Origin of the sequence: Streptomyces musisoli, from assembly GCF_016741855.1 — a bacterium.
Classification (GTDB): Bacteria; Actinomycetota; Actinomycetes; order Streptomycetales; family Streptomycetaceae; genus Streptomyces; species Streptomyces musisoli.
Genome location: NZ_JAERRH010000004.1, coordinates 269,505 through 284,426 on the forward strand (window position 1 = coordinate 269,505; position 14,922 = coordinate 284,426).

The window sequence follows — 14,922 nt, forward strand, 5'->3', positions numbered from 1 at the left end:
TCGCCGTTCTGGGCGGATACGGTGCCAACGACCGTACATCTCCGGTCTAAGGAGATGAAAATATGACTCATTGCGAATCTAGCCCCGGACACTGCGAAACGGGAAGAAAAGGGGCCGAATGGGGCATAGGTTGTGATGAAAAGTTGAGAGTCCGTTGGGCATGTCTGCACCGTGTCGACGCCCTCACGTAGAGTGCCGAAGACGGCACGCGGCCCCGTAACTCTTTCGAGTGACCGTCGTTGAGAGTGCGGAGGCGGTTGAAAACACAAGTGCTCGGGCAGGCGTCCGAGACGGTCGACCGCACAGGTGACGATTCCGTACCAGCCTGGAGGCTCAAGGTGACGCGCATCAGCTGCGGAGGGCGGTCATGACATCCGTCCTCGTCTGCGACGACTCCCCGCTTGCCCGAGAAGCGCTCCGCCGCGCGGTCGCGACCGTGCCCGGTGTCGAGCGCGTGACGACGGCGGCCAACGGCGAGGAAGTCCTCCGCCGCTGGGGCGCCGACCGCTCCGACCTGATTCTGATGGATGTGCGCATGCCCGGCCTGGGCGGCGTCGAGACCGTGCGCCGGCTGCTGTCCGCGGACCCCGGCGCGCGCATCATCATGCTCACCGTCGCCGAGGACCTCGACGGCGTGGCCCTCGCGGTCGCCGCCGGTGCGCGCGGCTACCTGCACAAGGACGCCTCGCGCGCGGAGCTGCGCGCCACGGTGACGCAGGCGCTCGCCGACCCGACCTGGCGCCTGGCCCCGCGCCGGCTGCGCTCGGCGGAGATGGGTGCCGCGCCCACGCTCACCGCGCGTGAGATCCAGGTCCTGGAGGGCATGAGTCACGGCCGCTCGAACGCCGAGATCGGCCGTGAGCTGTTCCTCTCCGAGGACACCGTCAAGACGCACGCACGGCGCCTGTTCAAGAAGCTCGGCGCCTCGGACCGGGCCCACGCGGTGGCGCTCGGCTTCCGCTGGGGACTGGTCAGGTAACCGGTGCCAGGCCCTGCGGGCCGCCCGGCACCGGGCACTGCCCGGCCGTGCACCCGGCCGCACGGGCGTCCGTCCCGCTGTCCACGGCCGTGGTCCGCGGTCCCCGCGCGGGGCGGCGGGCGGCCCACCGGCCGAGGCCACGGCCCTTGACAGGGGCGTGTGCGGCCCTGCCGATGCCGGTGTGCCGTACTCGTGCGGACGTGCCGACGCCGGCGCCGCCTCGTGCGGCAGTGTCGGTGCCTTTGTGGCCTCGTGCGGCAGTGCCGGTGCCTGTGTGGCCTCGTGCGGCCGTGCCGTTCCGGTGTGACGTACTCCTCGGAGGTGCCCGGTCCGTGCGTCGGGACGGGCGCGGGGTACCGCGTCGGCTCCGGCGCGGTACGGACGGCACGGCTGTCCGTGCGGCCCGGCGCCGGCAGGTGACCGCCCCCGGCGGACGGCCCGCGTCGTACGCGCCGACGGGCCCGTCCGCACGCCCGTGGAACGCGCCGGACGACCACGCCACCGGCGCACCGCACCCCCCGCCACGGCATACCAGAGCGCCGGTGCGCCACCGGCGCCGGACCCCCCGCAGGGGCACGTGCAAGGCGGCCCGCCGGACGCGCGCTGCTCGTTTCGGCGCGGATGCCGCATCCTTGAGATGTGGAGTCTCTCGGGGACGAGTCGGTCGAGCGGAAGGGGAGGGCGCAGGGGATGAGTGCCGGCGCACCTGCTCATAACGCTTCGGTGCACAACCACGAACACGATGCGACGGACCGGACGGCCGCAAGGCACCATGGACCGATGCGCGACGACGAGGCGGGCACGGCCCATGGGGCGATCGGTGCGCTCGTGCATCGTGCCGTCGACGGGGACGCGCAGGCCACGCACGATCTGCTCGCGCACGTCCACCCGCTGGCGCTGCGCTACTGCCGCACCCGGCTGTCCCGGCTGCCCGGCGACGCGCGCCACTTCGTGGAGGACCTCGCGCAGGAGGTCTGCGTGGCGGTGCTGCTCGCCCTGCCCCGCTACCGCGACACCGGCCGCCCCTTCGAGGCGTTCGTCTTCGCCATCGCCTCCCACAAGGTCGCCGACCTCCAGCGCGCCGCGATGCGCCACCCGGGGTCGACCGCGGTGCCCTCCGACGAGATGCCCGAACGACCCGACGACTCCCTCGGCCCCGAGGAGCGCGCCCTGCTCAGCAGCGACGCCGAGTGGGCCAAGAAACTGCTGGCCAACCTTCCCGAGAACCAGCGCGAGCTGCTCCTGCTGCGCATCGCCGTGGGCTTGACCGCGGAGGAGACGGGACAGATGTTGGGAATGTCACCCGGGGCGGTCCGCGTGGCCCAGCACCGGGCCCTGAGCCGCCTCAGGGCGCTCGCCGAACAGTAACCACCCGGCGCGGAGCCCCAACCACCCGGCGCGGAGCCCTGGAAGCTCCTCCGCTGAACAGGTACGCCGAGGTTTCCGTACGAACATACGAAGCCTGAAGCAACCCCGTACCGTGGAATTTGCTAGCGATGCTTCCCGTTAGCATGGACATCCGCACCGATCAAGGCCATTTGGGGAAGGTGTCATGACTGCCAACGTCGACGGAGTGCCCGGAAAATTCGCGACACTCGGGCTGACCTACGACGACGTGCTGCTGCTGCCGGGCGCGTCGGACATGGCGCCCGACGAGATCGACACCGCCTCGTACGTCTCCAAGAACGTGCGGGTCAACATCCCGCTGCTGTCCGCCGCCATGGACAAGGTGACCGAGTCCCGCATGGCGATCGCGATGGCCCGCCAGGGCGGCGTCGGCGTCCTGCACCGCAACCTCTCCATCGAGGACCAGGCCAACCAGGTCGACCTGGTGAAGCGCTCCGAGTCCGGCATGGTGACCGACCCGATCACCATCCACCCGGACGCCACGCTCGCCGAGGCCGACGCGCTGTGCGCCAGGTTCCGCATCAGCGGCGTCCCGGTGACCGACGGCGACAAGAAGCTCCTCGGCATCGTCACCAACCGTGACATGGCCTTCGAGAGCGACCGCAGCCGCCGGGTGCACGAGGTCATGACCTCTATGCCGCTGGTCACCGGCAAGGTGGGCATCTCCGGCCCCGAGGCCATGGAGCTGCTGCGCAAGCACAAGATCGAGAAGCTGCCCCTGGTGGACGACGGCGGCGTCCTCAAGGGTCTGATCACGGTCAAGGACTTCGTCAAGGCGGAGAAGTACCCGAACGCCGCCAAGGACGCCGAGGGCCGCCTGCTGGTCGGTGCCGCCGTCGGTGTGGCCGGTGACTCCTTCGAGCGTGCCCAGGCCCTGATCGAGGCCGGTGTCGACTTCATCGTCGTGGACACCGCGCACGGCCACTCCCGGCTGGTCGGCGACATGATCGCCAAGATCAAGTCGAACTCCTCCGGCGTCGACGTCATCGGCGGCAACGTCGCCACGCGCGACGGCGCCCAGTCCCTGGTGGACGCGGGCGCCGACGGCATCAAGGTCGGCGTCGGCCCCGGCTCGATCTGCACCACCCGCGTGGTCGCCGGCGTCGGCGTCCCGCAGGTCACCGCGATCTACGAGGCCGCGCTCGCCGCCAAGGACGCCGGTGTCCCGGTGATCGGCGACGGCGGTCTCCAGTACTCCGGCGACATCGCCAAGGCGCTCGTCGCGGGTGCCGACACGGTCATGCTCGGCTCGCTGCTCGCCGGCTGCGAGGAGTCCCCGGGCGAGCTGCTGTTCATCAACGGCAAGCAGTTCAAGTCGTACCGCGGCATGGGCTCGCTCGGCGCCATGCAGACCCGCGGCGACCGCCGCTCCTTCTCCAAGGACCGCTACTTCCAGGAGGGCGTCGCCTCCGACGAGCAGCTGATCCCCGAGGGCATCGAGGGCCAGGTGCCCTACCGCGGCCCGCTGTCCTCCGTCGTCCACCAGCTGGTCGGCGGCCTGCGCCAGTCGATGTTCTACGTCGGCGGCCGGACGGTCCCCGACCTGCAGAGCAATGGCCGCTTCGTGCGGATCACCTCGGCGGGTCTGAAGGAGAGCCACCCGCACGACATCCAGATGACGGTCGAGGCGCCGAACTACAGCAGCAAGAAGTGACGCACGCGCACGCGTGACGGGCGTGCGAGGGCGGCCCCGGGGCATCCGGGGCCGCCCTCGCCGTGCCGGTCGGCGATACTGGAAGGCGCTGCAACGCATAGGGAAAGGCCACCAACGTGACTGAGATCGAGATCGGGCGCGGCAAGCGCGGCCGCCGGGCGTACGCCTTCGACGACATCGCCGTCGTCCCCAGCCGCCGTACGCGGGACCCGAAGGAGGTCTCGATCGCCTGGCAGATCGACGCCTACCGCTTCGAGCTGCCGTTCCTGGCCGCCCCCATGGACTCCGTGGTCTCCCCGGCCACCGCGATCCGCATCGGCGAGCTGGGCGGCCTCGGCGTGCTCAACCTCGAGGGCCTGTGGACGCGGCACGAGGACCCGCAGCCGCTGCTCGACGAGATCGCCGGGCTGCCCGCCGAGCAGGCGACCCGCCGCCTCCAGGAGATCTACGCGGCTCCCATCAAGGAGGAGCTGATCGGCGCCCGCATCAAGGAGGTGCGCGACGCCGGCGTGGTCACCGCCGCCGCGCTCTCCCCGCAGCGCACCGCCCAGTTCTCCAAGGCGGTCGTGGACGCGGGCGTGGACATCTTCGTCATCCGCGGTACGACGGTCTCCGCTGAGCACGTCTCGTCCTCGCACGAGCCGCTGAACCTCAAGCAGTTCATCTACGAGCTGGACGTCCCGGTGATCGTCGGCGGCTGCGCCACGTACACCGCCGCCCTGCACCTCATGCGCACCGGCGCGGCCGGCGTCCTGGTGGGCTTCGGCGGCGGCGCGGCGCACACCACGCGCAACGTCCTCGGCATCCAGGTCCCGATGGCCACCGCCGTCGCCGACGTGGCCGCGGCCCGCCGCGACTACATGGACGAGTCCGGCGGCCGGTACGTGCACGTGATCGCGGACGGCGGGGTCGGCTGGTCCGGCGACCTGCCCAAGGCGATCGCCTGCGGTGCCGACTCGGTGATGATGGGCTCCCCGCTGGCCCGGGGCACGGACGCGCCCGGCAAGGGCCACCACTGGGGCATGGAGGCGGTCAACGAGGAGCTGCCCCGCGGTCAGAAGGTCGACCTCGGCACGGTCGGCACGATCGAGGAGATCCTGACGGGGCCGTCCCACACCCCGGACGGCTCGATGAACTTCTTCGGCGCCCTGCGCCGCGCCATGGCCACCACCGGCTACAGCGAGCTCAAGGAGTTCCAGCGGGTCGAGGTGACGGTGGCGGACAGCCAGCACCGCCGCTGAGCTGTACGACGCGAAGGGGCCCGGTCACCGCGCGGTGACCGGGCCCCTTCGCGCGTGGGCGGGCCTTACGCGGCGGCCTTCTTGGCGCCGGAGAACGCGGCGAACGCGGCGATGGCGAAGAAGACGAAGGTGAGCGGGTCGGCGTCTTCCTTCCAGATCTTCTGGACCGAGTCGAGGTGCTCGAAGAAGACCTCGTTGAAGCCCACGTGGAAGTGATCGGCGATCAGCATCGCCTCGCCGACCAGCTGCCCGAGGTAGACCGAGCCGAGGGCCAGGACGGCGCCGACGACCGGGAGGGCGGGGTTGCGGCCGCCGGCCTTGCCGGCCACGAGACCGACGACGAAGCCGACACCCACGGCCGCCCAGCCGATCTCGTGCTCGGTGGCGCCGATGATGACGCCGTAGAGGGCGCCGACGACCACGGCGGCGGCGAGCGCGGCCAGCAGGCCGAGCACCAGGTTGTTCCGGACCGGCGCGGCCGGCGGTGCGGGCGGGGCGAAGGCGCCCGGCTGCGGCGGGTACGGCGTTCCCGGGGCGGGGGCCGGGGCCTGCTGGGCGTACGGGTTGCCGCCCGTCGGACCGTACTGCGGCTGCTGAGGCGGCGGCACTGACTGGCTCATGACAGAAATCCCCCCGATGTGGAGCACGACTGATGACGTGAACGGACGACCGGACGCACGTGTGTGCGGCGAGTCCGGGGGACAGTAACAGCCGGGAACGACAACGCTCCGGCTGTTTTCCGCCCGTGACCGCTTTTCCCGTGCGACCGTTTCCCGTTCGTGACCGTTCGCGCCCCGGGGCCCCCTCAGAGCCGGTGCGCCGCCCCCGCCGGCGTGGCCCCCCGGGTGTCGAGCAGCAGCTGCGCCTTCACCGAGAGCCCCTGCAAGTCGTACGTCCGGTGCGGCTGGAGCAGGATGGTCAGGTCGGCGTCGGCGGCGGCCTCGTAGAGGGAGTCCGCGCGCGGGACCGGGCGGTCCAGGACGTTCCAGGACGCCACGTACGGGTCGTGGTAGCTCACCGAGGCACCGAACTCCATCAGCCGGACCGCGATCTCCTGCGCGGGCGTGCCCTGGAGGTCGGCGAGGTCGGGCTTGTAGGTGACGCCGAGGAGCAGGATGCGGGCGCCGCGCGCGGACTTGCCGTGCTCGTTGAGGAGCGTGGCGGCGCGCTGCACCACGTACCGGGGCATCCGGCTGTTGACCTGCTGGGCCAGCTCGACCATGCGCAGGGTGCGGGTCGCGTGCCCGGTCAGGTCCTGCGCGACCCCGTGTCCGCCGACCCCCGGGCCGGGCCGGAACGCCTGGAAGCCGAAGGGCCGGGTCTCCGCGCACCGGATGACGTCCCACAGGTCCACGCCCAGCTCGTGGCAGAGGACGGCCATCTCGTTGACGAGCGCGATGTTGACGTGCCGGAAGTTGGTCTCCAGCAGCTGTACGGTCTCCGCCTCGCGCAGGCCACGCGCGCGTACCACCTTGTCGGTGAGCCGGCCGTAGAACGCGGCGGCGGACTCGGTGCAGGCGGGGGTGAGGCCGCCGATGACCTTCGGGGTGCTGGCGGGCGTGTGGTCGCGGTTGCCCGGGTCGACCCGGCTGGGGGAGTACGCGAGATGGAAGTCGCGGCCGGCGCGCAGGCCCGAGCCCTTCTCCAGCAGCGGGCGCAGGAACTCCTCCGTCGTGCCCGGCAGCACGGGCGACTCCAGGATGACGGTGGTGTGCGGGCGGAGCCGTTCGGCCAGGGTGCGGGCCGCCGCCTCGACCTGGCCGAGGTCGTGTCCGCCGTCGGCGCCGCGCGGGGTGGGCGCGCAGATCACGGCCGTACGGACGCGGCCGAGCTGGGCGGGGTCGGTGCCGGGCCGGAATCCCGCCGCGTGCATTCGGCGCAGTTCGGCGGGGCTGAGCGGTCCCGCCTCGGGCCCGGTGGTATAGCCGACGGTGGAGATGCCGGCGGCGACGGCGGCCTGGGCGAGCGGCGAGCCGTAGGGGCCGAGTCCGATGACGGCGAGGTCTGCGGGCATGCGTGGGCCGTCCTTCCCAATAGCCGAAGCGGGACAGGTGCGCAACCGCTGTGGACAGCATGAGCGAGTGCACTGTCAGACTAGGTACACATATGACCGTTCTGTGTGATTGTGTTTGTGTGTCTTCCGAGGGTTGTGCGTGAGTTGTCCACAGGTTGGGAGGCCGTGGTGGCTGAAGCCGGGCAACCCCGTCAGAATTTGGGCATGAGGAGGGGATGAACCGGGCTTCGCCCACCGGGTGCGGCCGACGCGAGCGATTCTGCGACAGCGGGAGGCAGCGGTGAGGACAGCGACTCTGGGACCGGTGCAGCGCGCCGAGGCACTGGCGGCGATGGCGGAGCGCGAGCTGGACGTGCTGGTGGTCGGCGGCGGAGTGGTCGGGGCCGGCACCGCGCTGGACGCGGTCACCCGCGGACTGTCCACCGGCCTGGTCGAGGCCCGCGACTGGGCGTCCGGCACCTCCAGCCGGTCCAGCAAACTCATCCACGGCGGCCTGCGCTATCTGGAGATGCTCGACTTCGCGCTGGTCCGCGAGGCCCTCAAGGAGCGCGGCCTGCTGCTGGAGCGCCTCGCCCCGCACCTGGTCAAGCCGGTGCCGTTCCTGTACCCGCTCCAGCACAAGGGCTGGGAGCGGCTGTACGCAGGCTCGGGCGTCGCGCTGTACGACGCGATGTCCATGGCCCGCGGCCACGGGCGGGGCCTGCCCGTGCACCGCCACCTGACCCGCCGTCACGCCCTGCGCGTGGCCCCCTGCCTGAAGAAGGAAGCCCTGGTCGGCGCCCTCCAGTACTACGACGCGCAGATGGACGACGCCCGCTTCGTGGCCACGCTGGTGCGCACCGCGGCGTCCTACGGCGCGACGGTGGCCAACCGTGCGCGCGTGACCGGTTTCCTGCGCGAGGGCGAGCGGGTCGTCGGTGCCCGGGTGCAGGACGTGGAGGGCGGCGGGGAGTACGAGATCCGCGCCAAGCAGGTCGTCAACGCCACCGGGGTGTGGACCGACGACACACAGGCGATGGTCGGCGAGCGCGGTCAGTTCCACGTCCGCGCCTCCAAGGGCATTCACCTGGTCGTGCCCAAGGACCGCATCCACTCCACCACCGGTCTGATCCTGCGCACCGAGAAGTCCGTCCTGTTCGTCATCCCCTGGGGACGGCACTGGATCATCGGCACCACCGACACCGGCTGGGACCTCGACAAGGCCCACCCGGCGGCGTCCAGCGCCGACATCGACTATCTGCTGGAACACGTGAACTCGGTGCTGGGCGTGCCGCTCGGCCGCGACGACGTCCAGGGGGTGTACGCCGGGCTGCGCCCGCTGCTGGCCGGCGAGTCCGACGCCACCAGCAAGCTGTCCCGCGAGCACACGGTCGCCCACCCGGCGCCGGGCCTGGTGGTCGTGGCGGGCGGCAAGTACACCACCTACCGGGTGATGGCGAAGGACGCCGTCGACGAGGCCGTGCACGGCCTCGACATGCGCGTCGCCGACTGTGTGACGGAGGAGACCCCGCTGCTGGGCGCGGAGGGCTACCAGGCGCTGTGGAACGCGCGAGCGCGGATCGCCGCACGCACCGGGCTGCACGTGGTCCGCGTGGAGCACCTGCTGAACCGGTACGGCTCCCTGGCCGAGGAGGTCCTGGACCTCATCGCCGCCGACCCCGCGCTCGGCGAGCCGCTGCACGCCGCCGACGACTATCTGCGCGCCGAGGTGGTGTACGCCGCCTCGCACGAGGGCGCCCGCCACCTGGACGACGTCCTCACCCGCCGCACCCGCATCTCCATCGAGACCTTCGACCGGGGCACCCGCAGTGCCCGGGAGGCGGCCGAGCTGATGGCACCCGTCCTCGGCTGGGACAAGGACCAGATCGAGCGCGAGGTCGAGCACTACGAGAAGCGGGTGGAGGCCGAGCGCGAGTCCCAGCTCCAGCCGGACGACCAGACGGCGGACGCGGCCCGGCTCGGCGCCCCGGACATCGTGCCGCTGTAGCCCCGGCCACCGAATCGGCCTCACCTGACCCCGGAGTCCGGTCCGCCCCGTCCGACTGCCGAGTCCGGCTCACCCGGCCCCCGAGTCCGCCGTCCCACCCGAGCCCCGCGCCCGCCCGCCCGGCGGCCCGGGCCGGAGTGCCCGTCGGCCGTGCTCGCGCCAAGCCGGGGCCGGGGCCGGCCCGGTCCCCACCCGAAAGAGTGACCCCTGGCGGGATCTCCGGCCCGGCCCCGGCCGTTCTACGGATGCGGGTGCGGAACTCGGCGGCGGGCGGCGCCGGGTGATGCGCCGTCCGCCGGTGCCGTTCCCCGGGTCCGCGGCCGTGCCCGACGGCCGGCGGGCCGTCCCGGGAGGCGGTCGGGACGAGCGGTGGTGGAGGCGGTCGGGGTGAGCGGTGGTGCCGGGGGCGCCGGTATGGACGGGAGTGTCCGAAGCGTCGGCATGCCGGTTCCTCCCGTCTTACGGCCCATCATCCCGATAAGCGGAACGCCGGCTTCAAGTGGGCGTCCGGAGCGGGGAGGACGGGTCGGGGCCTGGGGCACCCTGGGCGTCGGGTACTTGTCGGGTGAGAGACAATGGAGGCTCTGTCAGGGCGGGTTGTATGAGGGGACGCATGTCGGAGGCGGAGCGGGCGGGGACATCCCGTCAGGAGACTCGTCAGGACAAGAACGAGCGGCGTCTCCTCGCGGGGCGGTACCGGCTGGGAGACGTGCTGGGCCGTGGCGGTATGGGCACGGTCTGGCGCGCCGAGGACGAGACCCTGGGCCGGACGGTCGCCGTCAAGGAGCTGCGGTTCCCGTCGAACATCGACGAGGAGGAGAAGCGGCGCCTGATCACGCGCACCCTGCGCGAGGCCAAGGCGATCGCCCGGATCCGCAACAACAGCGCTGTCACGGTCTTCGACGTGGTCGACGAGGACGACCGGCCCTGGATCGTCATGGAGTTGGTCGAGGGCAAGTCCCTGGCCGAGGTCATCCGCGAGGACGGCCTGCTGGAGCCGAAGCGCGCCGCCGAGGTGGGCCTCGCCGTCCTCGACGTGCTGCGCTCCGCGCACCGGGAGGGCATCCTGCACCGGGACGTGAAGCCGTCCAACGTGCTCATCGCCGAGGACGGCCGGGTCGTGCTCACCGACTTCGGTATCGCGCAGGTCGAGGGCGACCCGTCCATCACCTCCACCGGCATGCTCGTCGGTGCCCCCTCCTACATCTCCCCGGAACGGGCCCGCGGTCACAAGCCGGGACCCGCGGCCGACCTGTGGTCGCTCGGCGGTCTGCTGTACGCGGCGGTCGAGGGCGCTCCGCCCTACGACAAGGGGTCGGCGATCGCCACGCTCACCGCGGTGATGACCGAGCCCCTGGAGGAGCCGAAGCACGCGGGACCGCTGCGCGACGTCATCTACGGCCTGCTGACCAAGGACCCGGCCGAGCGGCTCGACGACTCCGGGGCGCGGGCCCTGCTCAACGCGGTGATCAACGCGCCCCAGCCGGAGCCGATGGACGCCACGCGGGTGGTCCCGCTGCCGGCGCAGCCCGGCGGGCCGGAGGGCAGGCGGGGCGAGGAGGCCGGCGAGAAGCTGCGCGGCGCCCTGCGTTCCGTGCGCAAGGCGGCCGGCGCCGCCTCGGCCGCGGCGACGGCGCGGGGGAAGAGCGGGAGCGTGCCGGCCGCGCGGGGCGCGGGCGGCACGACGGGCGCCCAGGGCGCCGGCCCCGCTGCGACGCGGCCCGGTCCCACCGGTGCCGCGCGGCCGGGAGCCACGGGCGGGTCCGGTGCCGGATCCGCCGTGCGCCCCGGGGGCACGGTGCCGGGAGCCACCGGTGCGCCGAACTCGGGCGCGGACAAGTCGCCTTCGGGCTGGCCCGTGGTGCCGCCGCCGGACCTGGACCTGCCGCCGCGGCCGGTGCCGAGGGCGCCGCTGACCGATGTGGTGCCCCGGCGGACGCTGGTGATCATCGCCGTGGTGGTCGTCCTCGCGGTGCTCGGTACCGTGCTGGCCATCGTCCTGAACGGCGATGACGACAAGGACGGCAAGAACAGCGGGGCCAAGGCCGCGGCCAGCTCCAGTGCGTCCACCAAACAGGACAAGGGCAAGGGTGCCGGCACGGACACCGGGGCACGTACGGACGGCGCTGCCTCGACGTCGGCCGACGCCGCTTCGGGGTCGTCGGCGGACGCCGACCCGAGCGGGTCCGCCGACGGTTCCGACGACTCCGCCGACTCCGCCGACGACGGTTCCACCGGTTCGAAGGACGGCGGGAGCGCGCCGGTCGAGAACACCCGCAAGGGTGATCAGGGTTATTCGATAGGGCTGCCCAAGGGGTGGAAGTACCAGAAATCCGTGGAGGCCGGCGACCGCTACACCGGACCCCGCGGCCAGAAGCTGCTCGTCGCCTGGACCGGCACGCCCAAGGACGACCCGGTGGCGGACTGGAACAGCCAGGAGCGGTACATGGTGCGCGAGCAGTACCACAAGATCCGCATCGAGCAGGTGGGCTACCGCGGCTGGAACACCGCCGACTGGGAGTTCACCTACACCGATGAGGGCACCAAGTACCGCACGATCGACCGGGGATTCGTGGTGAACGACCACCTCGGTTACGCGCTGATGTACACCGCGCGGGCCGCCGACTGGCACGGCGACCTGCGCGAGGACACCTGGAAGACGCTGACGAAATCCTTCGAGCCGAAGTCGTAGGCGCCGTGCACCGGTTTGGTGCGTGAGAATCCGTCATCCTCTCCGTGCGGGTTGCCTCCGGCACGTATCGTGAAGGATCGCGGACCGTACGCAGCCGCATGCGTGTGCGAAACGGGTCGTGAGGCGAACGGATCTGACCAACCGGGCGGCCGGGGGAGGCAAAGTGGACGACTACGCGGGTCGGGTGCTCGCCGACCGCTACCGCCTGCCGCTGCCGCCCTCCGACGAGTACGAATTCACCGAGACCCGCGCCTTCGACACCTACAGCGGCCAGGAAGTCCTCGTCCGGCAGGTGCCGTTGCCCGAGGTCGTCGAGGCCGAGGTGCTCGACGCCGAGGGGCTGCCCGAGGGGTTCACCGCACGCGAGCGCACGTCCCGCCGGGCGCCGGGAGGCAGGACCGCCACCCGGCAGCCCGCCGATCCGGCGGTGCGGCGCGCCGTCGAGGCCGCGCAGGCGGCGGCCCGTATCCCCGACCACCCACGCCTTGACCAGGTCTTCGACGTGTTCGCCGAGGGCGGGTCCCTGTGGATCGTCAGCGAGCTGGTGGCCGCGCGTCCGCTGGCCGCCCTGCTCACCGGGCAGCCGCTGTCGCCGTACCGGGCGGCCGAGGTCGCCTCCGACGTGCTCATGGCGCTTCGCGTGCTGCATGCGCACGGCTGGGTGCACCGCAACATCACCGTCCGCACGGTCCTGGTCTGCGACGACGGCCGGGTGATGCTGACCGGCCTCGCGGCCGGCGCGGCGGAGGAGGCACTGTGCGGGTACGACCCGGTGCCGGCCCCCGAGGGCCCGGGCGAGGACGCGGAGGAGCCGCCCGGCGGTCGGCCGGGGCCGGCGGAACCCGGTGAGGGCGGACGCCCGGGCCGTGGTCCGGGCCCGGGAGCCGGGCCCTTTGCGGGTTCCGGCGGCCGTGCGGGCGCCGTGCCGGAGGGGACCGGCGGCCCGCTCGCGGACGTCGACCCCGAGGCCGCGCGCCGAGCCGCCATCCAGGCGCGGGCGGCCGGAGCACTGCCGGCTCCGGGCGCGAACGGGAGGTCCGGCGCCGTGGGTCAGCCGGCCCTGGAGACCGGTGCCGACGTCCGGGCCGCCCGGGCGGGTGCCATCGCCGCGTACCGCGCGGGCGCGCGTGCCGCCGCCCGGGTGCACGAGGCCCGTGAGAGCGAGCGCCCCGTGCTGCCCGGCGCCCGCCCGCCCGCCGAGGACACCGCATCCGGCCGGGCCGACACCGCCGCCCTGCCGTCGTACCCCGCCGACGCGGGCGCCGGGGCGCCGCCCGGCCGGATAGCCGACCCGTACGGGGTCCGCGGCGCCCCCTGGCACGGCGCCGCACCGCGCGCCGGGACCGGCGGCCCGCCCCCGGCCCTCGGCGGCGGTGTGCCACGGCCGGCCCTGCCCGGACAGGTGCCGGGCCAGGGGTACGGCCGGGCACCGGAGGACACGGGCAGCCGGCAGATCCGGCCGGCGGCCGGACCCGGCCGGCCGGGTGCCGCCCCGGCCCGCGACGAACTCGCCCCCGCCGCGCTCCCCGCCCAGCCGGGCGGCCGGTGGGACGAGCCGGGTGCCGTGCGCCGCGGACCCGGCACCGCGCTCGCCGCGGAGCGGGCGCGGCAGGTGCGGATGACCGTGGTGGGACCGGTGACCGAGCGGTGGGCGCCGGAGCAGGCCGGGCCCGTGCACGAGAACTGGCAGCTGGCGGCGCCGATCGGCCCCGCCACCGACCTGTGGGCGCTCGGCGCGCTGCTGTTCCGGGCCGTACAGGGCCACGCCCCGTACCCGGAGGAGTCCACGGCCGAGCTGGTGCAGCTGGTGTGCGCCGAGCCGCCCGCCTTCGCCGAGGAGTGCGGCCCGCTGCGGCCGGTGGTGGAGTCCCTGCTGCGCCAGGACCCCATCGAGCGGCCGGACGTCGAGGAGCTGAGCGGCTGGCTGCGTTCCCTGGTGCGGTCCGCCCCCGAACCGGACGCCGGCAGCCATGTCGTCCCCGTGCCGCCCGCCGACCCGAACCGGCTGCCGATCATCCGGCGCCGCGGCGAGCTGGTGCGCCGCCGGCGTGCCGGACTGCCCGCGGCCCATCCGCACGGCCGGCACAAGCGGGGCCGGGAGCAGGCCCGTTCGCCGCGCAGCCTCGGCCGCACCCTGCTCCTGCTGATCCTGCTCCTGCTGGCCGGCGTGATCGCGTACGCGATGCTCTTCATGCCGAAGCAGCAGGGGAAGGGCGCCGCGGGCGAGGACCGTACCGGCAGCGCCGGACAGACCGGACCCGCGCCCGCGCACACCCGGCAGCCCTCCGCCGCACAGAGCGCTCCGGACGGCGGCGCCTCCGCGCCCGCGACCGAGACCCAGACGGGCGGGGACCCCTCCGTCCCCGACGGGTTCACCCTCCGGAAGGACCCGGACGGCTTCCGGGTCGCCGTGGCCGAGGGCTGGGAGCGCACCCCGAAGAACGGCAGCGGCCAGGTCGCCTACGCACACGGGAACTTCGAGCTGATCGTCGTACCGGGCCGGGACGGAACGTCCGCCTACGGCAGCGATCCGATGGTCTACCAGCGGGACAAGGAACCGGAACTCCAGCCGTACCGCGACTCCAGCTGGGCCACGGCGACCGGCCTGCGGACCATCGAGGTGGGCGGCCGGACCATGGCCGAGGGGCAGTTCACCTGGACCGACGGGCAGGGAAGAGACCTTTTCGTACGGAACATGGCGCTGCTGCTGGACGGCCGCTACCACGTCGTCCAGGTGCGCGGCCCGGAGGCCGAGCGGGACGAGGTGACACGGTTGTACGAGCAGGCCACCGCGACGTATCGCTACACCGGTTGAGCAGCGTGTATTCGGGGACGGGGCGGGCGGGCCGGTTCCCTCTCTCGCGGGGAAATGACCATCGTCACAGTGCGGTTTCCTTCGCACCCCGCTGGTTCCCTGCATGAGGGCCGGTCCTTAGTCTGACCCTGTC

At 73.0% G+C, this 14,922-nt stretch carries 9 protein-coding genes; 7 read left to right on the forward strand and 2 right to left on the reverse strand.

Features of this window, described 5'->3' with window-relative positions:
* Nucleotides 1–367: 367 nt before the first annotated feature.
* From JK361_RS13900 to JK361_RS13915, 4 genes are all read left to right on the forward strand, one after another.
* Complete coding sequence (locus JK361_RS13900; protein ID WP_003948568.1) at nt 368–979, forward strand: response regulator transcription factor; 612 nt, start codon at nt 368–370, stop codon at nt 977–979.
* A gap of 780 nt (nt 980–1,759) precedes the next feature.
* Nucleotides 1,760–2,347, forward strand: a complete 588-nt coding sequence (locus JK361_RS13905) for a sigma-70 family RNA polymerase sigma factor (RefSeq protein WP_121787335.1) — start codon at nt 1,760–1,762, stop codon at nt 2,345–2,347.
* Nucleotides 2,348–2,531: 184 nt separating this feature from the next.
* Entirely contained in the window at nt 2,532–4,040 is a 1,509-nt protein-coding gene (guaB, locus tag JK361_RS13910) for an IMP dehydrogenase (protein WP_201816908.1), read from the forward strand.
* A 116-nt stretch (nt 4,041–4,156) separates the two neighbouring features.
* Nucleotides 4,157–5,281 (forward strand): GuaB3 family IMP dehydrogenase-related protein, encoded by a 1,125-nt coding sequence (locus tag JK361_RS13915; protein ID WP_201816911.1) that lies wholly within the window; start codon nt 4,157–4,159, stop codon nt 5,279–5,281.
* Between the two features lie 65 nt (nt 5,282–5,346).
* On the opposite strand, the gene JK361_RS13920 is transcribed toward JK361_RS13915, so the two are convergent.
* Nucleotides 5,347–5,901 (reverse strand): hypothetical protein, encoded by a 555-nt coding sequence (locus JK361_RS13920; RefSeq protein ID WP_201816914.1) that lies wholly within the window; start codon nt 5,899–5,901, stop codon nt 5,347–5,349.
* A 185-nt stretch (nt 5,902–6,086) separates the two neighbouring features.
* Nucleotides 6,087–7,295 carry a nucleotide sugar dehydrogenase gene (locus tag JK361_RS13925; RefSeq protein ID WP_201816918.1) on the reverse strand — a complete coding sequence of 403 codons (1,209 nt, stop codon included), beginning with the start codon at nt 7,293–7,295 and terminating at the stop codon, nt 6,087–6,089.
* A 280-nt stretch (nt 7,296–7,575) separates the two neighbouring features.
* Here JK361_RS13925 and JK361_RS13930 point away from each other — a divergent pair, with 280 nt between their 5' ends.
* From JK361_RS13930 to JK361_RS13940, 3 genes are all read left to right on the forward strand, one after another.
* Entirely contained in the window at nt 7,576–9,282 is a 1,707-nt protein-coding gene (locus tag JK361_RS13930) for a glycerol-3-phosphate dehydrogenase/oxidase (protein WP_201816921.1), read from the forward strand.
* 613 nt (nt 9,283–9,895) lie between these two features.
* Entirely contained in the window at nt 9,896–11,974 is a 2,079-nt protein-coding gene (locus JK361_RS13935) for a serine/threonine-protein kinase (RefSeq protein ID WP_201816923.1), read from the forward strand.
* A 163-nt stretch (nt 11,975–12,137) separates the two neighbouring features.
* Nucleotides 12,138–14,789 (forward strand): serine/threonine kinase C-terminal domain-containing protein, encoded by a 2,652-nt coding sequence (locus tag JK361_RS13940; RefSeq protein WP_201816929.1) that lies wholly within the window; start codon nt 12,138–12,140, stop codon nt 14,787–14,789.
* Nucleotides 14,790–14,922 lie beyond the last annotated feature (133 nt).

Bases quoted from the DNA above. Each gene is read 5' to 3' on its own strand.
- JK361_RS13925 (WP_201816918.1), bottom strand. From the start codon at position 7,295: ATGCCCGCAGACCTCGCCGTCATCGGACTCGGCCCCTACGGCTCGCCG.
- guaB (WP_201816908.1), top strand. From the start codon at position 2,532: ATGACTGCCAACGTCGACGGAGTGCCCGGAAAATTCGCGACACTCGGG.
- JK361_RS13905 (WP_121787335.1), top strand. From the start codon at position 1,760: ATGCGCGACGACGAGGCGGGCACGGCCCATGGGGCGATCGGTGCGCTC.
- JK361_RS13920 (WP_201816914.1), bottom strand. From the start codon at position 5,901: ATGAGCCAGTCAGTGCCGCCGCCTCAGCAGCCGCAGTACGGTCCGACG.
- JK361_RS13935 (WP_201816923.1), top strand. From the start codon at position 9,896: ATGTCGGAGGCGGAGCGGGCGGGGACATCCCGTCAGGAGACTCGTCAG.
- JK361_RS13900 (WP_003948568.1), top strand. From the start codon at position 368: ATGACATCCGTCCTCGTCTGCGACGACTCCCCGCTTGCCCGAGAAGCG.